This is a genomic window from Labrys sp. WJW (assembly GCF_001676615.1).
Classification (GTDB): domain Bacteria; phylum Pseudomonadota; class Alphaproteobacteria; order Rhizobiales; family Labraceae; genus Labrys; species Labrys sedimenti.
The window spans coordinates 140,405-162,540 of sequence record NZ_LYXZ01000056.1 but is presented as its reverse complement, the minus strand read 5'-3'; the positions used below and the strand labels follow the sequence as shown (position 1 = coordinate 162,540).

Here is a 22,136-nt window from a genome sequence, read left to right as displayed (position 1 = left end):
CCTTCTCGTTTCCAGTTCCTGCGCTTCCGGCTGACGCGCCCGAATCTCTTATCTCGCCTTGGCAGCAATGGTCTCCAGGACGATGCGGGCTGCTCGTTGCGAGGGCGTCTCTCCCACAACCTGCATGCGCCGATCGATCTCGTCGAAGGCTTGCATCTGGGCCAGCCGCTCGTCCGTATCCCCCAGCAATCCAGCCATCAGGTCGGCCAGGCGATTCGGCACGACCTCCTCCTGGAAGAGTTCGGGCACCGCCGGGCGGTCAAGAATCAGATTGGGCAGCAGGAAGAAACGTCCCTTGACCAGACGCCTCGCCAGGAAGGCCTCCCAGGCCGGAAAGCGATAGGTGCCGATCATCGGCACCTGCGCCAGGGCCAGTTCGAGCGTCACCGTGCCCGATGCCGCCAGCGCTGCCCGTGCCTGGCGAAAGGCCGCGTATTTCTCATCGGGGTCAGTGATGATGCGCGGCTTCACAGCCCAGCCGGCCGTCGCCTGTCGCAAACGTTCGGCATAGCGCGGTACCGTCGGCAGCACGGCATCGAAAGGCCCGATCCTGGTCGACAAGAGCTCGATCGTCCTGCCGAAATCCTCGGTCAGCAATCCCACTTCACTCGAGCGGCTGCCCGGGAGCACCAGCACCAGCGGTCGCGCTCCCTGCCGGATCGCCTCCTCCTCGGCATTGGGCCGCAATTCGCCAAGACGTTCCATCAGGGGATGGCCGACATAGGAACAGGGCGGACCGTTCAGCCGGCGATAGGCTTCGGGTTCGAACGGCAGCAAGGCGAGTACATGGTCGACATAGGCCCGCATCGACACGGCCCGGCCCGGGCGCCAGGCCCAGACGCTGGGCGAAACATAGTTGATGATCGGCAGATGCGGCAGGCGCCGGCGCACACGCTTGGCGACGGCATGGGTGAAATCCGGGCTGTCGATGATCACCAGGCCATCCGGCGGACCGGCAACGATGGCGTCGATCACCTGCCAGGCCCGCCGGTAGATCGTGGGAAAGCGACCGATCACGGCGGCAAAGCCCATCACCGCGATATCATCGAGGGGAAACAGGCTTTCCATGCCCTCGCGCGTCATGGCGGGGCCAGCCGTGCCCGTGAACACCACGGGCGCACCGGCCTGTGCTCGCAGGGCCTGCATCAACTTGAAGCCGAGTTGGTCGCCGGAATGTTCGCCCACGACGATGGCGATCTTCAAAGGCCGTCCCGTCATCATCACACCCCGACAAGGAACAGATTGGCCGCATCGGCCGCCGCGATGGTGGCGTCCCGCTCCAGCACGAGAACATTGCCCGCCTCGATGGCGATACCTGCGAGACCTGCTTTCTTGGCGAGACGCACGGTACGCGGGCCGATGCCCGGAAGGTCGGCTCTGAAATCCTGCTCTGGCTTTGCTGCCTTCACCAGCACGCCGCCATCCTGCTCGGCCACGGGCGGTCGGCCATGGCGCAGCAGGCGCCCGAGCAAGCCGGATTGGCGCAAAAGAGCCACCCTACGGATCATATTGTCGGTACCTTCGGCAGCCTCGACGGCCAGCACGCGCTTTTGGGCGACGACCACACCCTGGCCGATATCATCGGCTCCCATGGCGGCAAGAGCGCGCCGGCCGACAGCGATCCCCTCGAGCTCGGCCGGACTCGGCGACAAGCGGCCAAGCGGCCCCACGGGCGCCATCAGCGACGGCGCGACGTCACGAACGCCGACGACTGCATAACCATGCTTTTCCAGGAAGACGATCACGCCCCGCAGGAGATTATCGTCCCCGCCCTCGAGCACGTTGCGGATTTCATCGAGGTGCCGGACAGCCTGGATGCCTGAGCGTACCATGCCAAGCCCTGGCCGATGCACGGCACCGGCCAGAACCACCCGGCCAGCGCCCGCCCGAGCCAATTCCTGCAGAACCCCCTTCGGATCGATCAGGCTGACGGGATATTGGGCGTAGCCTGCGAAATCGGCGTCGGCAAATCCCTTCAAAGGCAAGATCGCGACAGCTTCGCCTCGCTTTGCAGCCTCTGCCGCGATCTCAGCCGGCAAACGTCCTGCGCCGGCGATGACCGCCAAGGCAGGCAATGCCGAAACCACCCCGGCAACAGGCGGTGTGCTCACGCCTCGCTGCCTGCGAGATCGCGCGCCGCCGCATCGCGCGGCGTCACCAGCGCACGATGGCCGCCGGCTCTCACAAAATCGACGATCTCCATGACCGCCGTCTGATCGGCGAAAGTCTCGGCAACGCTCTCGACCCGCTCCTTCAAGGTGCCGGCGGAGGCAAACAGCATGCGATAGGCGTGGCGCAAGGCATGGATCTGTTCCCGCCCGAAGCCGCGGCGCTTCAGGCCGACGATGTTGAGGCCAGCCAGGCTGGCGCGATCGCCCAGGGCCATGCCGAAGGGAATCAGATCGTTCTCGACGCCGGACAGGCCACCGACGAAAGCATGCGCGCCGACCCGTGCGAACTGGATCACCGCCGCCGCTCCTCCGAGAATGGCGTAGTCGCCCACCGAAACATGGCCAGCCAGCAAGACGCCATTGGAGAGAATGATGTTATTGCCGAGCCTGCAATCGTGCCCGACATGGGAATTGGCAAGAAAGGCACAGCGATCGCCGACCACGGTATGCATGCCGCCACCGCTGGTGCCGGGATTCATCGTCACCCCTTCGCGGATCAGGCAATCACTGCCGATGGTGAGGTCCGAGGGTTCGCCGGCATATTTGAGATCCTGCGGCTGGTGCCCCAGCGCGGCGAAGGGAAACACCTTGGTACGCGCACCGATGCTGGTACGCCCGGTGACCACGACATGCGAATGTAACGTGACACCATCCGCCAACGTCACTTCAGGCCCGACAACGCAGAATGGGCCGATACTGACGCCCTCGCCGAGTGTCGCTCCCGCCTCAATGACGGCGGTGGGATGAATGGTCTGTTGAGCCCCCCCGACCATTATTCGGTAACCAGCATGGCGGAAACCACGGCCTCGGCTACCGTGACTCCGTCGACCTTGGCCTCACCCTTGTACCACCACATGTTGCGGCGATTCTTCAGCTTGGTCAGATGCAGGCGCATCTGGTCGCCCGGGGTGACCGGCTTGCGGAAACGGCACTCGTCGATGGTCATGAAATAGACGACCTTCGGCTTGGCCTTGCCTTCCGTGCTGAGCACGCAAATCGCGCCGGCCGTCTGGGCCATCGCTTCGATCACCAGCACGCCCGGCATCACCGGCTGTTCGGGAAAATGGCCGGTAAAATGCGGCTCGTTGAAGGTGACGTTCTTGATGCCGACGGCGGAATTGTCGCCATCGATTTCGACAATGCGATCCACGAGCAGGAAGGGATAGCGATGCGGCAGCAACGTCAGGAGCTTGCCGATATCTGCGGTTTCCAGCGTTCCAGGGGTTGCTTCACTCATATAGGTCTCGTTTCCTGAACCGGCTCGGCCTCTGGCCAGAGCGCTTAAGCCAAACTCCAACTCGCCCCCTCAGGGAGCGGATCCCTCATCCGTTCCCTGCCCCGATCGAACCCGCGAATTCTTGACCAGCTTTTTCAGCAGAGCCAGCTCGCGGGCATAATCGCCCAGCGGCTGGGCCGGCGTGCCGCCCATGCGTGCACCCGGCGGCACATCATCCTTGACATTGGCGGCGCCGGCGATCTGGGCACCCATGCCGATGCGGATATGGCCAACCGTGGCAGAGGCGCCGCCCATCACCACGAAATCTTCCAGGACGGTCGAACCGGAGATCCCGACCTTGGACACCAGCACGCAGTGCCGGCCGACCATCACGTTGTGGGCGATCTGCACCTGATTGTCGATCTTGGTGCCCTCGCCGATGATGGTGTCCCGGTTGGCGCCGCGATCGATGGTGGTGCAGGCACCGATCTCGACATCGTCCTGCACGACGACGCGGCCGACCTGCGGCACTTTGAGATGGCCGCGCGGCCCCATCGAGAAGCCGAAACCATCCTGGCCGAGGCACGCCCCGGCGTGGATGATGACGCGGTTGCCGACCAGCGAATGCTGGATCACGACATTGGGACTGATTGAGCAGTCGCGCCCGATCCGCACATCCGGACCGATCACGGCATTGGCGCCGACGATGGTGCCGGCCCCGATTTCCGCACGGGGCCCGATGACGGCACCCGGATCGACCGTCACGCCGATCTCGAGCCTCGCCTCGGGATGCACGACGGCACCCGGTGAAATCCCCTTGGCCCCGAAGAAGGATTGGGGGCGTGCCGCGTCCGGGAACAGGGCCATGCCGATCTGGGCAAAGGCGCGATAGGGCTCGCGCGCCACCAGCAGCGGCGCATGTCTCGGGGCACGATCGACGAATTTGGGAGAGATCAGGATGACCGCAGCCTTGGACGTTTCCAGCATCGGCAGGTAGTGCGGATTTTCGAGGAAACTCAGATCGCCTTCCCCGGCATGATCGAGCGGCGCAACCCGTTCCACCGTCAGGTCCAGCGACAGACCTGCCACGGGTTCCGCGCCGGTGAGCTCGACGATATCGGCAACGGTGAGGCGGTTGCGCGCGTGAAAGAATACCGGATCCGTCATCAAGTCCACGCTACGGTCAGCCCCTCCAAATCCGGCTTCGAGTGGCTGCTCCGAAACCGGTGATCTTTTCCATTATGAATAGACCAGTCCCTTTGCAAAAGCGTTACCGGTCCGAACATTCATGCGCCAGCCCATACACGATGAAGGGGCCGCGATGCAAAACACCGAATATGTCCGTTCGTTGCGATATCCCGGGGATGCCACTGTGCGAACAAAAAACCGGCCGGCCCCGAAGGGACCGGCCGGCGAAAACGTCAGGTCAGATCATCAATAGTTGACGATCGTGCCGAAGCGGAAGGCCTGCGTGTCGTCATGCTTGTCCTTGGTCAAGACATAAGCGTAGTCGAAGCGCAGCGGGCCAAGCGGCGAGGCCCACAGCAAGCTGGCGCCGACCGAAGACCGGATCTTGTGGCTGTCGACGAGATCGAACTCGCCAGGATGCTGGATGGCGAAATTCTTGCCGCCATAGCCATAGAGCGTACCGGCGTCGGCAAAGACCGCGCCACGCAGACCGACTTCACGCGGCAGGCCAAAGATCGGGAACTGGAGTTCCACCGTACCACCGAAGTAGGTCGTGCCGCCCAGCCCGTTGCCCTTGGCACCGCCGGCGATGTCGCGTGCACCGATACCGCCCGGGGCAAAGCCGCGCACCAGATCGGGGCCGGGGTTGAACTGGTCGACGATCGCCAGACTGTCCTTGTCACCGAAGCCGCGCATATAACCACCCTGGCCGCGGACCATCAAGGTGAGGTCGTCAGTCAACGAATAGTAATAGCGACCATCGATCGACTGCTTGATGAACTTGGCGTCGCCGCCCAGACCGGCGATGTCCTGCTTGAACTGAACATAGACACCCGAGCTCGGCTGCTTGAGATCGTCCAGCGTGTTGTAGGTCAGCGTGTAGCCTACCATCGAGACAAGGCGGCGACCGTCCGCAGCCAACTCCTTGATCGCCCACGACGCTTCACCGTTATCAAAGTCGCCATCGGTGTAACGCCCATCCGGAATAGTCACCTTCTCCGAATAGATCGTGTAGTTCACGCCGACGGTGAAATTCTCAGTGATCGGGAAGGCAGCGCGCAACGTGCCGCCCGTGGTCTGGTCCTTGTAGTAGCTGTAGTCGCTGTCATCGGTCGTCTTCGAGAAGATGTCGAAGCCGGCGGCGATGCGCTGACCGAGGAAATAGGGCTCGGTGAAGGACAGGCTGTAGCCCTGCGTGCGCTGGCCATACTGCACCGAAGCCTTCACATACTGGCCGCGGCCGAGGAAGTTGCGCTCGGTGAGCGAAACTTCGCCGAGGAAGCCGTCCGAGGTGGAGTAGCCGCCGCCCAGCGAGAATTCGCCGGTGGACTGGTCTTCGACCTCGACGTTGACGACCACGCGATCAGGCTCCGAGCCCGGCTCGTTGGTGACGCGGATGTTCTTGAAGTAACCCAGATTCCGCAGCCGGCGAGTGGCCCGCTCGATCAGGGCCTTGTTGTAGGGGTCGCCTTCACCGATATCGAACTCGCGACGGATCACATAGTCACGCGTGCGGGTGTTGCCGCGGATATTGATGCGCTCGATATAGACCTTCGCGCCCTCTTCCACGACGTAGTTGACACTGATGATGTTGCCGCCGGCATCGCGGACCGCACGAGGACGAACCTGAGCAAATGGATGGCCGGAAGCAGCCAGCTTGACCGTCATGTCCTCGACGGTCTTGTCCACGTCCTCGCCGCGGTAGGTCCAGTTGTTCCAGGACTGGACGTCGCCCTGGAGATCGGCCGGGTTGACGTCGGAAATGCTGGATTCAACCTGCGAAGGACCGAATTTGTAGTACTGGCCCTCATCGACCGTAACGGTCAGGACATAGGCATCCTGCTTCTCGTTCAGCGACGGAACGATGGAGACGACGCGGAAGTCGGGATAGCCGTGGTTCACATAGAACTGGCGCAAGCGCTCCTCATCGCCGGCGAGGCGATCCGGATCGTAGGTGTCGGTGGTGCGCAGCCAGCCGAGATAGCCGCTCTCGACCGTCGCCATCTGGCGCTTCAGGCGCCAGGCGGAGAAATTGTTGTTGCCGACGAAGTTGATCGAGTCGATGCCGACCTTCGAGCCTTCAGCCACGGTGAAGACGAGGTCGACACGATTGTTCGGCAGCGGGACTTCGCGGTAGGTAATCTGCACCGTCGAGCGACCGGTCCGGTTATAGGCCTCACGCATGCGATCGATATCGGCGTTGAGGGTAGCCTGGTTCACCTGGCTGCCAGGCTTGGTCTCCATGATGGAAGACAGCTGATCCGCGGTGACCTTCTTGTTCTTCTCGAACACGATGCGGTTGACGATCGGCGCCGAGCGCGACGCAACATGCTTCCTCGGAGCGGCTTCAGCCGTGCCCACCAAGGGAGATGCCACGAAGGCCCCGAACAACGACGGAACCGCGACAGCCGCGAGGGCAACGCCCAGCTTCAACTTGTACATTGCTGTTGCCATCGGGTCTAAATCCCACTCTTTTTACCAAACCAAGTCGAGTTCAACGCCAAACCTCGCCAGCCCGCATTGCTCTCATTGGAAATGCTTCTACAGGGTTTCCGGACGCATGCAAACCGACCCTCGGCCGCCATCCGTCCTTTTTTGGGAGACCGTTGCGAATCCGCCACGCCCTCTCAGCCGCCCGATAATTGCTGTGACAGATCATGGCCCAACACCAAAACGGTGATTGTAATTATCAACATGAGCCCGATGCCGAAGGACAACTCCTGCGCGCGCGCTCCAACCGGCCTGCCACGGATCGCCTCGATGGCGTAGAAGACCAGATGACCGCCATCTAGAACCGGTATCGGCAACAGATTGATGAAGCCGACCGAAATCGACAGCCCCGCCGTCAGCAGGATCAGGCCGGCGAACCCGATGGTTTCGGTGATCGTCTTGGAGGCTACCGCAATGCCGACAATGCCCGTCACCTGCTTGGGATCGCCGCGGCCCGCAAAAAGATCGTAGATAAATTTCGCTGATGCACCAATACCTTGCCCCGTTTCCTTGGTACCCTGCCACAGCGCGGAGACAGGATCGAGGCGCGACATGCCGCCGGGGCCGATGCCGATGATCGCCCGCGAAATGGTCTTGCCATCCGGCGTGGTGAAGGTGCGGGTTTCCGGCGTGACACTCACGTCGAAACTCTCCTGCCCCCGCTCGATGGTGAGATTCACAGGACGTCCCGGCTCGGCCGAAATCAGCTCAGGAAGCTGGTCGAACAGTGTGACCTTGGTGCCGTTGACCTCCACGATCCGGTCACCCTTGCGCAGGCCGGCCTTAGCCGCCGGCCCATCAGCCTTGATCGGCCCGATAATGGCGTCAGAATTCGGGTAACCATAAATCGAGAATGCGGCGGCGAAGACGAAGGCGGCCAGGATGAAATTGGCCAAAGGACCTGCCGCCACGATGGCGATGCGCTGCCAGACCGGTTTGTGGAACAGACTGACCGCCCGCTCCTCCGGCGTCATCAGCTGGTTGCGCTCCTCATCGGGCAGGGAAGCGGCATTGGCATCGCCGAAGAAGCGCACATAGCCACCGAGCGGGATTGCCGCGATGCGCCAATGGGTACCGTGCCGATCGTCATAGCCGAACAATTCCGGCCCAAAGCCGATCGAAAAGGTCACGACCTTCACGCCGCACCAGCGCCCGACCAGGAAATGCCCAAGCTCGTGAAAGAAGATCAGGATGGAAATGATCACGATGAACGGCACGAAGCCGAGAGCACCGAGACCGAAACTATCCAGAAGACCCATCATCCGTTCCCCTCACGCACCAGAAGCCAGGCCAGACCGCCCTGCTTTTTCGGCACTACCACACAATGAAGCCCTGGGCCGGGTGCAATCCGGCATGCACAAGTCCGATCAGCAAGGCGGCCAGTGCCGCCGCCAGGAAGCCGTCGAGCCTATCCATGACGCCGCCATGACCCGGGATCAGATGGCTCGCATCCTTGGCATCAAAGCGGCGCTTCAAGGCGGATTCAAGGAGATCGCCCCCCTGAGAGATCGCTGCCAGCACCGCGCCTATGGGAACCAGAACAAGAGAGCCGCCAACCAGGCCGGCCGCCAAGGCGGCAAACACCGTACCACCGATGAAACCCGACCAGGTTTTCTTTGGGCTGACCCTCGGCCACAGCTTCGGCCCGCCAAAGGTGCGGCCGGTAAAGTAGGCCAGCACGTCAGAGCCCCAGACAATGGCGAACAGCACGAAAATGGCACGCATGCCATAGGGCTCGTCCAACCTTAGCAGGGTAGCCGGCAAGACCACGCAGGCCGCATAGGGCAAGGCGGCCGCGACCAGCAAAGGCTGCATCGCCCCTCTCCCCCAGGCCAGCCCCCCCATCACCGCCGCGCCTCCCAGGACTGTCAGCAGGGCTGCGCCTCCCTGCCCGCCCAGGGCGAGCACGGTCGATACCGCGAGCAAGCCGACACCAAGCGCAACGATCAACCAATCCCGTCGGCCGCCGGCGATCAGGAACAGCCATTCGCACAGGACGGCTGCGGCTGCGAGAAACCAGAACAACGCGAAAAGCGGCCCGCCCCACCAGGCGGTGGCCAACGCCAGCCCGGCCATGACCAGGGCCGAGGCGATACGGATGGAAAGATCGGACCAGTTGGCCTTGGATACGCCCGCCATGTCAGAGACCACGGGCGGATGAAACCGTCCCCCGCGGACGGCCAGCCGCTATCCCCCGACACAAAACTGCTCTCACATCATCCCCCACAGGCACGCCGACGATATTGCCCTAGCCGGAATTGGCCTGACGGGGCGGATTGGCTTCGCCGAGCCCCCCGAAACGACGATCACGAGCATGGTATTCGGCCAACGCAGCCTCCAGGGCGCGCCGATCGAAATCCGGCCAGAGCAGGGGAACGAAGACGAATTCGGCATAGGCCGCCTGCCAAAGCAGGAAATTGGAAAGCCTCTGTTCGCCGGAGGTTCGAATGACCAGATCCGGATCCGGAATATCATGCGTATGAAGATTGGCGGCAAGGGCATCGGCCGTGATGTCCTGCGGCTTGAGCGTCCCCTCTGCCACCTGCTGGGCCAGGCGCCGTGCGGCAGCGACGATCTCCTGCCGGGCGCCATAGTTGAACGCCACCACCAGGGTCAGCCCCGTATTGGCAGCTGTGAGGTTTTCGACCTCGACCAGGAGTTCGGCAAGCTCTGCGTCGAGCCCCTCGCGTTCGCCGATGATGCGCACCCGAACATTGTTGGCATGCAGGTCCGCCAGATCGTTGCGAACGAAACGCTTCACCAATCCCATGAGATAGTCGACCTCGGTTCGAGGTCTCGACCAATTTTCCGAGGAGAAGGAGTAGAGCGTAAGATAGCGGATGCCCAGTTCCGCGGCGGCGCGGACGGTCCGCCTGAGTGCTTCGACGCCCCGGCGATGCCCCTCGAAACGGGGCATCAGGCGCTTGGAGGCCCAGCGGCCATTGCCATCCATGATGATGGCGACATGAGTCGGCGGGGCCGCCACGGTGGTATCGTCGATTTCGTCCCTGCCAAACATTGGTGCCTCGAAGCTTCTCCGCCGAACCGGCTGGCACGAATTCTATCGAACGATCATCGGATAGACAGTGGATAATTGGTGTCGAATTGGGGAAGTAGAATAGTCCTTGCGGATAGTCTGCAACCCTCTTCCGTCACACCTGCATGATTTCCTTCTCCTTGGAGACGAGCGTCTTGTCGATTTCGGCGATCATCGCATCGGTCGCCTTCTGCACCTGATCGGCCAGACGCTTTTCTTCGTCCTCGCCGATGGCACCGTCCTTTTCCGTCTTCTTCAGGATATCCAGGCCGTCGCGACGGACATGCCGCACCGCCACGCGTGCCGATTCTGCGTATTTATGCGCGACCTTGACCAATTCCTTACGGCGATCCTGCGTCATCTCGGGAATGCGCAGCCGGATCACCTGGCCCTCGGTCTGCGGATTGAGACCGAGATTGGAATTCATGATCGCCTTCTCGACGGCACCAACCATGCCGCGGTCCCAGACCTGCACACTGATCAAGCGCGGTTCGGGCACCGAAATGGTAGCGACCTGGGACAGCGACATGCTGGCGCCATAGGCATCGACATGCACCGGTTCGAGCAGCGAAGAAGAGGCCCGGCCGGTACGAAGTCCACCCAACTCATGTTTCAGCGCATTGAGCGCGCCTTCCATGCGGCGCTTGACCTCGGCGATATCGAATGACGCAGTCATGTTCCTGCCCTCGAAATTTCTTTGATGGAAGCGGTCAGGGAGTGACCAGGGTGCAACGCCCTTCTCCACGCAGCACGGCTGCCAGGGATCCGGGTTGTTGAATCGAAAAAACAATTATCGGCAAGCGAGCCTCGCGGGCAAGCGCAAACGCCGCCGTATCCATGATCTTGAGGTCTTTGCGGATGACCTCGTCATGGGTGATGTGATCATAGCGGGTCGCGGCCGGGTCCTTCTTGGGATCGGCGGAATAGATGCCATCGACCTGCGTGCCCTTCATCAGGACATTGCATTCCAGCTCCGCAGCGCGCAACGCGCCGCCGGTATCGGTGGTGAAGAAGGGATTGCCGGTGCCGCCCGCCAGCAGCACGACACGGTCCTTGGCAAGGTGCTCCATCGCCTGCTGACGCGTATAGGTCTCGACCACCGACGGCATGGCGACGCCGGACATGGCGCGGGCGGACTGGCCGAGCGATGCGAGCTGGGCTTCGAGCGCGATGACGTTCATCACGGTGGCGAGCATGCCCATGGAATCTGCTGCAGGCCGCGACAGACCCATGCCTGCGATCTGCGAGCCGCGGAAGATATTGCCGCCGCCCACCACCACGGCGACTTCGACGCCGAGCTTGACGGCTTCGATCACGTCCTCGGCAATGCGCCGCACCGTGGCCCGGTCGATGCCGAAGGCCTCGCCTCCCATCAATGCCTCGCCGGAAAGCTTCACCAGGACGCGTTTATAGGGAAGGACCGCCATGATTGCTCTCCGATTCGCTGGCCACTTATACAACAGGCGGCCCATGGCCGCCTGTTGTCGATCTCCGTCATCCACATGGCCGAAATACGGCCGGCGGCGATTCCTGGAAGAAGAGGCTCAGGCGGCGTGGCCAGCCTGGGCAGCGACTTCGGCCGCGAAGTCGCTTTCCTGCTTCTCGATGCCATCGCCGAGGGCGTAACGCACGAAGCCCGCCACCTTGATCGGCGCGCCGGCGGCGCCTTCGCTCTCCTTGACGGCCTGGCCGACCGACTTGGAGGGATCGAAGATGAAGCCCTGCTCCAGCAAGGTCACTTCCTTGAAATAGGTCTTGATGCCGCTCTCGACGATCTTGGCGATCGCCGCTTCCGGCTTGCCCTGCTCGCGATACTTGTCGGCGAGAATGGTCTTCTCGCGCTCGATGGTCGCGGCATCGACGCCGGCGGCATCGACCGCAACCGGGTTCGAGGAAGCGACATGCATGGCGATCTGACGGCCGAGCTCGGCCAGCTTCTCGGCATCGCCGGTCGATTCGAGCGCCACGATCACGCCGATGCGGCCCTTGTTGGCAATCACGGGATTGTGGACATAGGTTGCCAGCACGCCCTGCCCGACCGAGACGATCTTGGCGCGGCGCAACGACATGTTCTCGCCGATCTTGGCCACCGTGTTGGCGATCTTCTCATCCACCGAACCGCCGCCGGGGAAGCCAGCAGCCTTGATGGCCTCGACATCCTCACCAGTCTTCAGGGCGACTTCGGCGATACCGGAGACGAGATCCTGGAACTCGGGGTTGCGGGCGACGAAGTCGGTCTCGGAATTGACCTCTACGGCAACGCCCTGATTGCCGTCGACCAGAACGGCGACGAGCCCTTCGGCGGCGACACGGCCGGCCTTCTTGGCGGCCTTGGACAGGCCCTTCTTGCGCAGCCAGTCAACGGCGGCTTCCAGATCGCCGGCGGTCTCGGTGAGCGCTGCCTTGCAATCCATCATGCCCGCGCCGGTCTGTTCGCGCAGCTCTTTAACCATGGCGGCGGTAATGTTCGACATCGCAGGATACCTCTTTGGGAAACCGGAACTGGTCCGGTGATGGGAAGCGGCCCGGCGCTTACCACTCCAACATCACAATTGGAAGGCGAGCAACCGGGCCGTGTTCAGGAATAGATAGGAAGGCTGCAATCAGATTGCAGCCCAAAAAACCACAGACCCTGGAAGGTCAGGCGCCGGCAACCAGATTGCGAGCCAGTTCCACCCAGCCGTCGCGATCGATACGGCCGTTGAGCTTGAGCTCGGCATCGACCTTGGCGACGTCTTCCGGGGTCATGGCAGCCACCTGCCAATAGTGCCAGATGCCGCCCTCGTTGAGCTTCTTCTCGAGCTGCGGGCCGACGCCGGTCAGCTTGGTCAGGTCGTCGGGCGCGCCGCGCGGAGCCGACAGCAGCTCGAAGAGCTCGCCAGCGGGGGCAGCCTCGTCGGCGACCGGCAGTTCCTCGACCAGCGGAGCTTCCTCGGCGCCGATGTCGAGACCCATGTCGCCATGGGCGCGGGAGATGCCGTCGAGAGCGGCGCGGGCGACGAGATCGCAATAGAGCGACAGGGCGCGGCCGGCGTCATCATTGGCCGGAATCGGGAAGGTGATGCCATCCGGATCGGAATTCGAATCGAGGACAGCAGCCACCGGGATGTTGAGGCGGCGGGCTTCCTTGATCGCGATGTCTTCCTTGTTGGTATCGATGATGAAGATCAGGTCGGGGGTGCCGCCCATGTCCTTGATACCGCCGAGGGCGCGCTCGAGCTTGTCGCGCTCGCGGGTAAGGTCGAGGCGCTCCTTCTTGGTGTAGCCCTGCTGAGCACCACCGGAGAGCAGCTCGTCGAGCTTGCGCAGGCGCTGGATCGAGTTGGAGATGGTCTTCCAATTGGTCAGCGTGCCGCCGAGCCAACGCGAATTGACATAATACTGGGCCGAACGGCGGGCCGCATCGGCAACCGCGTCCTGGGCCTGGCGCTTGGTGCCGACGAACAGCACGCGACCGCCACGGGCAACCGTGTCCGACACGGCCTGCAGGGCGCGATGGAACGCGGGAACCGTCTGGGCGAGGTCGATGATGTGGATGCCGTTACGCACGCCGAAGAGATAGGGCCCCATCTTGGGGTTCCAGCGGTGCGACTGATGGCCGAAATGGGCTCCAGCTTCGAGCAGCTGGCGCATAGAGAAATCTGGCAGTGCCATAGAGTTGTAACTCCGGTTTGATAAGGCCTCCGCGGACATCTACCGTGCCTGCTTCGCCGCGCCATTGCGGACAAAACAAAACACGGCACCGGAGCGGCAGGGCCGCTTCGTCCGCGTGTGGAATGGCGCGCTCTATAAGCGGATGCGGCCGATTAGGCAAGCCCCCTGACATCCGCCATCACGATGAAGTTCGATCCTGCGCTCGCTCCACCGCCACGGGCTATGCCTCCGCTGTGTCTTTCGATCGGCGGAGGCGGCCTTCCATCGACCTCAAGGCCCGGTAGTCGCCTGCTCGCCAAGCAGTTCCGTCAGGCTGGCGCGCTGATTCTGCCGGATGTAATCGTCGAGGCGAAGGATGCTCGTCCCGCGGACCAGCGCCAATACCCTGCGCGGGTCCGTATTGGTGACGAAGCGGCCGTCCGGTGCCAACGCCAGTGTTTCGGCCCTGCCGCTGATGGGAGACTGGTTGGCATGGAGTGTCACCAGCAATGCTCCGCTACGGCCGTCCCGCAGTTCGACGCCGCCATTTTCATCTCGGGACTTGATGGCCTTCCAGCGCCCATCCCGCGAGACGATCGCGCCATTGGCCGGTGACGAGCCGACATAAGCGAGCGTGCCCTGCCCCGTAGCCAGGTCCCACTGGACGAGGCTGCTGCCTGAGGCAACTTGCAAGAACTGGCTGTTGGGCCCGAAACTCAATCGGGTGATACTCGGGTTTCCGGCCAGCGAAATCTCCCGCCAGGCGTTCTTGGCTTCCTGACCGGCCTCCTGATCCACCTCTTGCCAGAGCCGCACCGGATAGTCGAATTCCGTGGACAGTACGCTTTGCCCATCGGGCGCAAACTGGAAATTCCGCTTGAAGCTGCTTTGAGGGATAAAGCGCGATGTTCCGTCGATGGTGGACCAAAGATAGACGTCGCCGCCATCGGCCTTGACGGCAATCAGGCCACCATCGGCCGAGAAATCGAGAGCCTGCGGCCGGTTATTGGAATCGCTCCCGGGCCACGCGGCAAGGCGGATGCCGGTCGCGACATCCCAAAGGACCAGCGAGGAATCGGGCATCCGCGACAAGGCGCGTGGATTGCGGGCGGATGCGGCGACAACGGGACCCGGCGGAGCGCTTCGCGCCGTCGCAACGCAGCGCCCGACCTCCCACGCCACGGCATCGCCGCTGCCCGCGTCCAGGAGCAGTACGCTGCGCCCGTCGAGCGAGAAAACCCTGCCGGCCTCCTGCCGCGCCGCCTGAATCTGGCAATAGCGTCGATCGCTCTCGACGAGGCAGGAAAGCGCAGGGCGTTGATCCGGCATGACGCAGGTCTTGCCGCCACTCTCTGCGTCAAAGGACGCGGTTTCCCACCGCGACGACACCGGATCCTCCCAGGAGGCCAGAATTGCGCGCCCATCCGGAGAGATGGCGACGACGTCGGCCGGCGCGGCGCGGCCGGGGTCGCCAGCAAGAAGGGATCGCACCAGAGCGCCGGTTTGGACGTCCCACAAGACGATGCCGCCCTTGCTGCAGGCGATGACGGCGCGCCGTCCATCCCGACTCAATGCCATTGTCGAAATCTGCGACGCCGCGCAGGGCACGAACGTCCGGATCACCTTTCCGTCGCGCGTATCAAACAGCGTCAGATCGTCTTGCGAGCGTGCCTTGTTTCGGTACCAGACGAGGAAGGCATCAGCGTCGCGGAGGAAGTCCAATCCCTTGATGACCTTGTAGTTCTGTTCGCCTGTGTCGGGAAATCGGCGCAGCAATGTCGCCGTGGCAACATCCCATAGTCTGAGATCGTCGAATTGATTGGCGGTCAGCAGGAGGCGCCCGTCGCGCGACATCGCCGTCCAGCCATTGCCAAAGGCATTGCCGGCCTGCACCACGAGACGCGGCTCGCTTTCGCCGGGCGGATCCGCGGCACCTGACCTCGGGCTCCCTCCACCGACGCCGGCTGCCTCGAAGGCCAGGTTTCGCGCCACCATCTGCGCTGCCTCGCCGTTGAGGCGCAGCAGTTCGGCATGCTGGTGCTGCCTGAACCAATAATAGACCACCGAGGCCGCGAGCACGCCGAGAACCAGCAGGACGCCAAGCAAATGACGTCGAGACCGAACAACCTGGCCCATATCGTTCAATGCGCGCCTCTCATCGAAGGTTGTCCCGGACAGGCTAGCACCCATGTGCTTTGCCGATCTGTGCCCTTCGAAACCATGGCCATGCACGGACCGCGCGGCGAACCGCCATGCAGCCTTACATCTGCATGACCGTCGCCACGCCCGGTATCGCCTTGATCGCGCCCGCGACCTGGGGCGTGACCAGGAACTTGCCGGGCAGCTTCAGCTCGACCTCCCGCATGCCGCCATCGAGCTGGAGAATCAGGAAGACCTCCCCTTCCCCGCGCTGGCCCAGCCGCTTGGCGACGGATTCGAGCGCCTGCTCGCCCTGCAGGAAGACCTTGATGCCGCGCTGGGTCTTGGCGGTGGCGTTGTCGAGTCTCTCGGCCGTCACGATGCGAATGCGGACGTCGTCTCCTTCATGCGCAGCCTGCACGCCGACCAGCACGGCCGTGCCAGGCTCGAGCAGGTCGCGATATTGCGCCAACCCCTCCGAGAAGAGCACGGCCTCGAACTGGCCCGAGGCGTCGGAGAGCATGATCACACCCATCTTGGAGCCGGTTCGGGTCTTGCGCTCGGAGCGCGACAGCACGGTCGCTGCCAGACGTCCTGCTGTAGCGCCCTGCTTTACCTTCTGGGTGAACTGAGCCCAGGACGGCACCTGCAGGCGCTCCAGGGCCGTGGCATAGGCATCGAGCGGATGGCCTGAAAGGAAGAAACCGATCGCGTCGAACTCGCGCTGCAGACGGTCGGCAGGCTCCCAGGGTTCGACGACCGTCCCCTTGAGCGGTTCCGGGGTCGAAGCGGAGCCGAACATGTCGGCTTGGCCGTCGCTCTTCTCGGCGTGGGAGCGCTGCGCCTGCGCCATGACGGCATCGATGGACGCGGTGACGCGGGCCCGGTCGCGGTCGAACTCGTCGAAGGCTCCCGCCGCCGCCAGGTTTTCGAGAATGCGCTTGTTGATAGCCTTGGGATCGATGCGCCGGGCGAAGTCGCCAAGGTCGAAGAAGGGCTGGTCACCGCGGATCTCGACAAGGCGCTCCATCGCCGCCAGGCCAACGCCCTTGACCGCGCCGAGCGCATAGCGGATCGCGCCGCCATGGACCTCGAAGTCCGGTCCCGAACGGTTGATCGAAGGCGCCTCGACCTTGATACCCAGCCGACGCGCCTCCAGGCGGAATTCAGCAAGCTTGTCGGTGTTCGACATATCCAGCGACATCGAGGCAGCCATGAACTCGACCGGATAATTGGCCTTGAGATAGGCGGTCTGGTAGGAGACCAGCGCATAGGCTGCCGCATGGCTCTTGTTGAAGCCGTAATCGGCGAATTTCGCTAGATAGTCGAAGATCTCGTCGGCCTTGGCCTTCTGGATGCCCCCTTCGACGGCGCCCTTGACGAAGCGAGCGCGCTGGGCGTCCATCTCAGCCTTGATCTTCTTGCCCATGGCGCGGCGCAGCATGTCGGCCTCGCCCAGCGTGTAGCCGGAGAGGATCTGCGCGATCTGCATCACCTGTTCCTGGTAGATGATGACGCCATAGGTCTCTTCCAAGGCCGGCTTGAGCTGGTCGAGCATGTAGTCCGGCTCTTCCAAGCCCTTCTTGCGGGCATTGTAGACCGGAATATTGGCCATCGGGCCCGGGCGGTAGAGCGCCACCAGGGCGATGATGTCTTCGAAACGGTCGGCATTCATGTCGAGCAATGCCTTGCGCATGCCCGCACTTTCCACCTGGAACACTCCCACCGTCTCGCCGCGGCCGAGCATCTCGTAGCTCTTCCTGTCATCGAGCGGCAGGGCGGCAAGGTCGAGAGCAATGCCGCGCTGCTTGAGGAACATCAAGGCGCGCTCCAGCACGGTGAGCGTCTTGAGGCCGAGGAAGTCGAACTTCACCAGCCCCGCCTGCTCCACCCATTTCATGTTGAACTGGGTGGCCGGCATCGGCATCGAGGTCTTGGGATCGTGATAGAGCGGTACCAGCTCCACCAGCGGACGATCCCCGATCACCACGCCGGCGGCATGGGTCGAGGCGTGGCGATAGAGCCCTTCCAGCTTCTGGGCAATGCCGAGCAGGCGCTCCACCACCGGATCGTCCTTGGCGGACTCCCGCAGTTTCGGCTCGTCCTCGATCGCCTTGGCCAAGGTGACCGGATTGGCCGGATTCTGCGGCACCAGCTTGCACAGCTTGTCGACCTGGCCATATCCCATCTCCAGCGTGCGCCCGACGTCGCGCAACACGCCGCGCGCCTGGAGGGAACCGAAGGTAATGATCTGGGCGACGCGATCCTCCCCGTATTTCTCCTGCACGTAGCGGATGACCTCGTCACGCCGCTCCTGGCAGAAGTCGATGTCGAAGTCCGGCATCGAGATACGTTCGGGATTGAGGAAGCGCTCGAACAGCAGGCTGAAGCGCAGCGGATCGAGATCGGTGATGGTAAGGGCGTAGGCAACCAGGGAGCCAGCGCCGGATCCGCGGCCCGGCCCGACCGGGATGCCCTTCGCCTTGGCGTGCTTGATGAAGTCCGACACGATCAGGAAGTAACCGGGGAACTTCATGCGCTCGATGATCGACAGCTCGAATTCGAGCCGCTTGGCATAGCTTTCATCGGTATGGCCAGGAGCCGGACCATGCGCGGCCAACCTGGCCCTCAGCCCCTCTTCAGCCTGGCGACGCAGTTCGACGGCCTCGTCGACAGGTGCCCCCGTCTCGTCGAAGCCCGTGGAGAAGCGCGGCAGGATCGGCTTGCGCGTACGCACGCGGAAGGCGCATCGCTTGGCAATTTCAATCGTATTCTCAATAGCTTCCGGAAGATCCCTAAACAAGGAAACCATCTCGGTCCGGCTCTTGAAGTAATGGTTCGGCGTCATTCGCCGCCGGTCCGTCTCGGCGAGGATGCGGCCTTCAGCGATGGCAAGCAGCGCGTCATGCGGTTCGCTATCGGCGCGCGCGGCGAAATAGACCTCGTTCGTCGCGACCAGCGGCACGTCGGCGGCATAGGCGAGTTCCAGAAGTGGCGCCTCGACCTGCTGCTGCTCCGCGCTATCGTGGCGCTGGACTTCGACATAGAGCCGATCGGCGAACATCGCCTGCAAGCGTTGCAGCCGGGTTCGCGCGAGATCATCGAGCCCCTCGCGCAGGGCCATGTCCAGCGGGCCGGCGGGCCCCCCGGTCAACGCGATCAGGCCTTCCTGGAATTCGGCCAGGCGTCCGATCGAAATATGGGCCTCCTCGCCGCTGGCGGGATCCATGTAGCAATGGGAGGACAGCGCCATCAGATGGCCGTAGCCCACCTCGCTCTGGGCCAGCAGGATCACGCGCGGCAAACGCCGCTGGTGCAGGGGTCGCCGGTCCGAGGCATCCTCACGGTCGGCAAAATTGATCGCCAGCGAAATGCCCATGATCGGTTGGATGCCGCTGCCCGCGAGCTTTTCGGAAAACTCCAGCGCCCCGAACAGATTGTTGGTATCCGTCAGTGCGAGGGCCGGCATGCCGTCGGCCTTGGCGAGATCAGCGAGCTTGGGGACCTTCATCGCCCCTTCGAGCAAGGAATAGGCCGAGCGGACATTCAAATGCACGAAGCCCGGACCGTTCACCTTCCCGTCCGCCATGACACCTCCGCTCTGCGCTGGCGGGCAGCGCGACTCGCGACCTGCCCTTCCCTATGGTCCAAGCAGATTTCTCTTGATCGAGCCATGGGCACGATCAAGAGAAATCTGCAAGACATAGATTTTTGCAGAGTTTCCGGGCGAGTTCGCGGCCGGGTTTCACCGGGAAACTCTGCTGGGCAATCCAGTCGGTCGCCAAAGCTGACTCTGCATCCTGAGCCCGGATGGCCACATCGGCGTCACATCTTCGCCACCGCTCCTTGTTGAGAGCCTGTGGACAAGTGTGGACAAATCTGGCTTAAACACCGCTCAGGAAGCCCGTCCACATGGCGAGCATGACCAGAAACAGGCTCATCGAAGCAATGGCGGCGAAATCTTCGGCGAAACGCGTAAGCATGATGTTCTCCTCTCTTCGATAGAGACATCTTGTTCACGTTTTGTTCCGAGTCAAGCGCGACGTCGCGGAACCGCCATCTTATGTCGCTCTTATGTTCCGCTCGCATGGCGCAACTTCTCGCCGCTCCGGATGCCAAAGACGTCACATTCTCAAGACGGTTCAAGGACTTAAAGAGAAGCCTACGCGGTGTCTGGCTTTGCCCTCGGCAGCATTTACCATAGCGTGAAGCTGTCATGGTACCGAGGCTGCCAATGTCACAATCGTCAGTCGAGCTCGACGATGTGGCCGTCGCGCAGGGTGACGCGGCGATCCATGCGCGCCGCCAGATCGAGATTATGGGTCGCGATCAGGGCCGCAAGGCCTGACGCGCGCACCAGAGCCGTCAGCGTGCCGAAGACGTGATCCGCGGTGCCCGGATCGAGATTGCCGGTCGGCTCGTCGGCCAGGATGAGATGCGGCGCATTGGCGACGGCGCGGGCAATGGCAACCCTTTGTTGCTCGCCGCCCGACAATTCGTTCGGCCGGTGGCCAAAGCGCTGGCCAAGGCCAAGGAAGGTCAGCAATTCCTCGCCGCGCTGGCGCGCCTCGCGGCGCGACAAACCGCGGATCATCTGCGGCAGGATCACATTTTCCAGCGCTGAGAACTCCGGCTGGAGATGGTGGAACTGATAGACGAAGCCTATCGAATTGCGGCGCAGGCGGGTGCGCCCCGTATCGTTCAGATCGGCAGTCGAATAGCCGGAGATCAGCACGTCGCCGCCATCCGGTCTCTCGAGCAGGCCGGCTGTGTGGAGCAGCGTCGACTTGCCTGCCCCGGAGGGCGCGATCAGGGCTACCGACTGTCCCGGCATCACCATGAGGTCGACGCCCCGTAGAATATGAAGTTCCGAGGGACCTTGCTGGTAACTGCGTTCGACCCCTCGCAGTTCGAGGGCCGGAATTTCACCCAACAGGCTCATGACTCAGCCTCCCCTCAACGCTTCGACCGGGTCGAGCTTGGCAGCCCGCCAGGCGGGGTAGAGCGTGGCCAGGAAGCACAGGATCAAAGTGGTGATGACCACCACGGTCACTTCCGTCGGGTCGGTCTTGGCAGGCAAACGCGAAAGGAAATAGATCTCGGAGGCGAACAATTGCGTATTGGACAGCCAGGAGATGAACTCCTGGATGTTCTCGATATAGCGGCACACCAGCAGCCCGAGCAGCAGGCCGAATATCGTACCGAGTAGGCCGATCGCCATGCCGGTGATGAAGAAGATGCGTAGCATAGCCCCGCGCGTCGCGCCCATGGTTCGCATGATGGCGATGTCGGTCTGCTTGGACTGCACCAGCATCACCATGCTCGAAACCACCCCGAGCGCAGCCATGATCACCAGGATCAGCAGGATCATGAACATGACGTTGCGCTCGACCTGGAGTGCCGTGAAGAAGGCCGAATTGCGCTGGCGCCAGTCGACTAGCGAGACAGGACGCCCGGCCGCCGTCTTGATCGCCTCGCTCTCAGACTGCACGTGGTCGGGGTCCTCGATATAGACCTCGATCGCCGTCGTATCGCCGTCGCGATTGAAATAAGCCTGCGATTCCTGCAGCGGCATGATCACGAAGCCGCTGTCGATATCGGACATGCCGACCTCGAAGGTGGCGACCACCGGATAGACCTTCATGCGCGGCGTGGTGCCAAAGGCGGTCTGGTCTCCCTTGGGCGAGATCAGGGTGATGCCGTCGCCGATCTGCAACCCGAGCGAGGATGCCAATTTGGCACCGATCACCACGCCCTGCCCCTGGTCGAAATTGTCCAGCGTGCCTTCCTTGATATTGTTGGCTAGGCCGGGCAGGCGCTTGAGATCCTCGAGCTTCATGCCGCGCACCAGGGCGCCGCTTGCCGAAAAAGGCGAAGACACCAGCACCTGCCCTTCCACGAAGGGAACGGCCAGGGTCACGCCGGGCACCTTGGCGATACGGCTGGTGACTGCATCATAATCGGTCAACGGCGTCTCATAGGGAGAGACGACGATATGGCCGTTGAAGCCGAGAATCTTGGATTGCAATTCGACCCGAAAGCCATTCATCACCGACATCACGATGATGAGGGCTGCAACGCCGATGAGGAAGCTGAGAAAGGACAGGACGGCAATCAGCGAAGCCACCCCACCCTTGCGGTGCGGCATGAGATAGCGCAGCGCCACCATCCACTCGAAGGCAGAGAAGGGCGGCGTTCCGGTCGGTTCCGAGGATTTCGTGGCTGAATCAGACGCGTTCATGGCATTCCAGGTGGGGCGCGA

General features: G+C 62.9%; 17 protein-coding genes. All 17 read right to left on the bottom strand.

What is annotated here, in order from left to right; genetic code table 11:
* Positions 1-48: 48 nt before the first annotated feature.
* A complete protein-coding gene (gene lpxB / locus BA190_RS28770) occupies positions 49-1,221 on the bottom strand; it encodes a lipid-A-disaccharide synthase (RefSeq protein WP_371260425.1) in 1,173 nt (390 codons plus the stop codon).
* On the bottom strand, positions 1,221-2,111 hold the full coding sequence (locus tag BA190_RS28765; RefSeq protein ID WP_082980100.1) for an LpxI family protein: 891 nt from the start codon (positions 2,109-2,111) through the stop codon (positions 1,221-1,223). The genes lpxB and BA190_RS28765 overlap by 1 nt, the downstream gene beginning before the upstream one ends.
* On the bottom strand, positions 2,108-2,944 hold the full coding sequence (gene lpxA, locus BA190_RS28760) for an acyl-ACP--UDP-N-acetylglucosamine O-acyltransferase (protein ID WP_068296064.1): 837 nt from the start codon (positions 2,942-2,944) through the stop codon (positions 2,108-2,110). Before lpxA ends, BA190_RS28765 begins: the two co-directional genes overlap by 4 nt.
* Entirely contained in the window at positions 2,944-3,408 is a 465-nt protein-coding gene (gene fabZ / locus BA190_RS28755; protein ID WP_068296063.1) for a 3-hydroxyacyl-ACP dehydratase FabZ, read from the bottom strand. The genes lpxA and fabZ overlap by 1 nt, the downstream gene beginning before the upstream one ends.
* Before the next feature lie 69 nt (positions 3,409-3,477).
* Positions 3,478-4,554 carry a UDP-3-O-(3-hydroxymyristoyl)glucosamine N-acyltransferase gene (gene lpxD / locus BA190_RS28750; protein ID WP_068296061.1) on the bottom strand — a complete coding sequence of 359 codons (1,077 nt, stop codon included), beginning with the start codon at positions 4,552-4,554 and terminating at the stop codon, positions 3,478-3,480.
* Positions 4,555-4,821: 267 nt separating this feature from the next.
* Positions 4,822-7,029, bottom strand: a complete 2,208-nt coding sequence (bamA, locus tag BA190_RS28745; protein WP_068296059.1) for an outer membrane protein assembly factor BamA — start codon at positions 7,027-7,029, stop codon at positions 4,822-4,824.
* A gap of 173 nt (positions 7,030-7,202) precedes the next feature.
* Positions 7,203-8,327: an RIP metalloprotease gene (locus tag BA190_RS28740; RefSeq protein ID WP_082980099.1), complete on the bottom strand. Its 1,125-nt coding sequence runs from the start codon at positions 8,325-8,327 to the stop codon at positions 7,203-7,205.
* A 52-nt stretch (positions 8,328-8,379) separates the two neighbouring features.
* Positions 8,380-9,204, bottom strand: a complete 825-nt coding sequence (locus BA190_RS28735; protein ID WP_068296056.1) for a phosphatidate cytidylyltransferase — start codon at positions 9,202-9,204, stop codon at positions 8,380-8,382.
* Positions 9,205-9,313: 109 nt separating this feature from the next.
* Positions 9,314-10,084: an isoprenyl transferase gene (locus tag BA190_RS28730; RefSeq protein ID WP_068296054.1), complete on the bottom strand. Its 771-nt coding sequence runs from the start codon at positions 10,082-10,084 to the stop codon at positions 9,314-9,316.
* A gap of 133 nt (positions 10,085-10,217) precedes the next feature.
* Entirely contained in the window at positions 10,218-10,778 is a 561-nt protein-coding gene (frr, locus tag BA190_RS28725) for a ribosome recycling factor (RefSeq protein ID WP_068296052.1), read from the bottom strand.
* A 34-nt stretch (positions 10,779-10,812) separates the two neighbouring features.
* The gene (gene pyrH, locus BA190_RS28720) at positions 10,813-11,529 is read right to left on the bottom strand and encodes a UMP kinase (RefSeq protein ID WP_068296050.1); all 717 of its coding nucleotides are present in this window, start codon (positions 11,527-11,529) and stop codon (positions 10,813-10,815) included.
* 117 nt (positions 11,530-11,646) lie between these two features.
* Positions 11,647-12,576, bottom strand: coding sequence for a translation elongation factor Ts (gene tsf, locus BA190_RS28715; RefSeq protein WP_068296048.1), 930 nt, complete (start codon positions 12,574-12,576; stop codon positions 11,647-11,649).
* 166 nt (positions 12,577-12,742) lie between these two features.
* Complete coding sequence (locus tag BA190_RS28710; RefSeq protein WP_068296046.1) at positions 12,743-13,756, bottom strand: 30S ribosomal protein S2; 1,014 nt, start codon at positions 13,754-13,756, stop codon at positions 12,743-12,745.
* Between the two features lie 270 nt (positions 13,757-14,026).
* A complete protein-coding gene (locus BA190_RS28705) occupies positions 14,027-15,880 on the bottom strand; it encodes a WD40 repeat domain-containing protein (RefSeq protein WP_156771744.1) in 1,854 nt (617 codons plus the stop codon).
* A gap of 115 nt (positions 15,881-15,995) precedes the next feature.
* On the bottom strand, positions 15,996-19,463 hold the full coding sequence (gene dnaE / locus BA190_RS28700; RefSeq protein WP_068296043.1) for a DNA polymerase III subunit alpha: 3,468 nt from the start codon (positions 19,461-19,463) through the stop codon (positions 15,996-15,998).
* Positions 19,464-20,120: 657 nt separating this feature from the next.
* Complete coding sequence (locus tag BA190_RS28695; protein ID WP_068296041.1) at positions 20,121-20,816, bottom strand: ABC transporter ATP-binding protein; 696 nt, start codon at positions 20,814-20,816, stop codon at positions 20,121-20,123.
* Between the two features lie 3 nt (positions 20,817-20,819).
* Positions 20,820-22,115: a lipoprotein-releasing ABC transporter permease subunit gene (locus BA190_RS28690; protein ID WP_068296040.1), complete on the bottom strand. Its 1,296-nt coding sequence runs from the start codon at positions 22,113-22,115 to the stop codon at positions 20,820-20,822.
* Between the last annotated feature and the right edge of the window lie 21 nt (positions 22,116-22,136).

Bases quoted from the DNA above. Each gene is read 5' to 3' on its own strand.
- lpxB (WP_371260425.1), bottom strand. From the start codon at position 1,221: ATGATGACGGGACGGCCTTTGAAGATCGCCATCGTCGTGGGCGAACAT.
- lpxA (WP_068296064.1), bottom strand. From the start codon at position 2,944: ATGGTCGGGGGGGCTCAACAGACCATTCATCCCACCGCCGTCATTGAG.
- fabZ (WP_068296063.1), bottom strand. From the start codon at position 3,408: ATGAGTGAAGCAACCCCTGGAACGCTGGAAACCGCAGATATCGGCAAG.
- lpxD (WP_068296061.1), bottom strand. From the start codon at position 4,554: ATGACGGATCCGGTATTCTTTCACGCGCGCAACCGCCTCACCGTTGCC.
- bamA (WP_068296059.1), bottom strand. From the start codon at position 7,029: ATGGCAACAGCAATGTACAAGTTGAAGCTGGGCGTTGCCCTCGCGGCT.
- BA190_RS28740 (WP_082980099.1), bottom strand. From the start codon at position 8,327: ATGATGGGTCTTCTGGATAGTTTCGGTCTCGGTGCTCTCGGCTTCGTG.
- BA190_RS28735 (WP_068296056.1), bottom strand. From the start codon at position 9,204: ATGGCGGGCGTATCCAAGGCCAACTGGTCCGATCTTTCCATCCGTATC.
- BA190_RS28730 (WP_068296054.1), bottom strand. From the start codon at position 10,084: ATGTTTGGCAGGGACGAAATCGACGATACCACCGTGGCGGCCCCGCCG.
- frr (WP_068296052.1), bottom strand. From the start codon at position 10,778: ATGACTGCGTCATTCGATATCGCCGAGGTCAAGCGCCGCATGGAAGGC.
- pyrH (WP_068296050.1), bottom strand. From the start codon at position 11,529: ATGGCGGTCCTTCCCTATAAACGCGTCCTGGTGAAGCTTTCCGGCGAG.
- tsf (WP_068296048.1), bottom strand. From the start codon at position 12,576: ATGTCGAACATTACCGCCGCCATGGTTAAAGAGCTGCGCGAACAGACC.
- BA190_RS28710 (WP_068296046.1), bottom strand. From the start codon at position 13,756: ATGGCACTGCCAGATTTCTCTATGCGCCAGCTGCTCGAAGCTGGAGCC.
- dnaE (WP_068296043.1), bottom strand. From the start codon at position 19,463: ATGGCGGACGGGAAGGTGAACGGTCCGGGCTTCGTGCATTTGAATGTC.
- BA190_RS28695 (WP_068296041.1), bottom strand. From the start codon at position 20,816: ATGAGCCTGTTGGGTGAAATTCCGGCCCTCGAACTGCGAGGGGTCGAA.
- BA190_RS28690 (WP_068296040.1), bottom strand. From the start codon at position 22,115: ATGAACGCGTCTGATTCAGCCACGAAATCCTCGGAACCGACCGGAACG.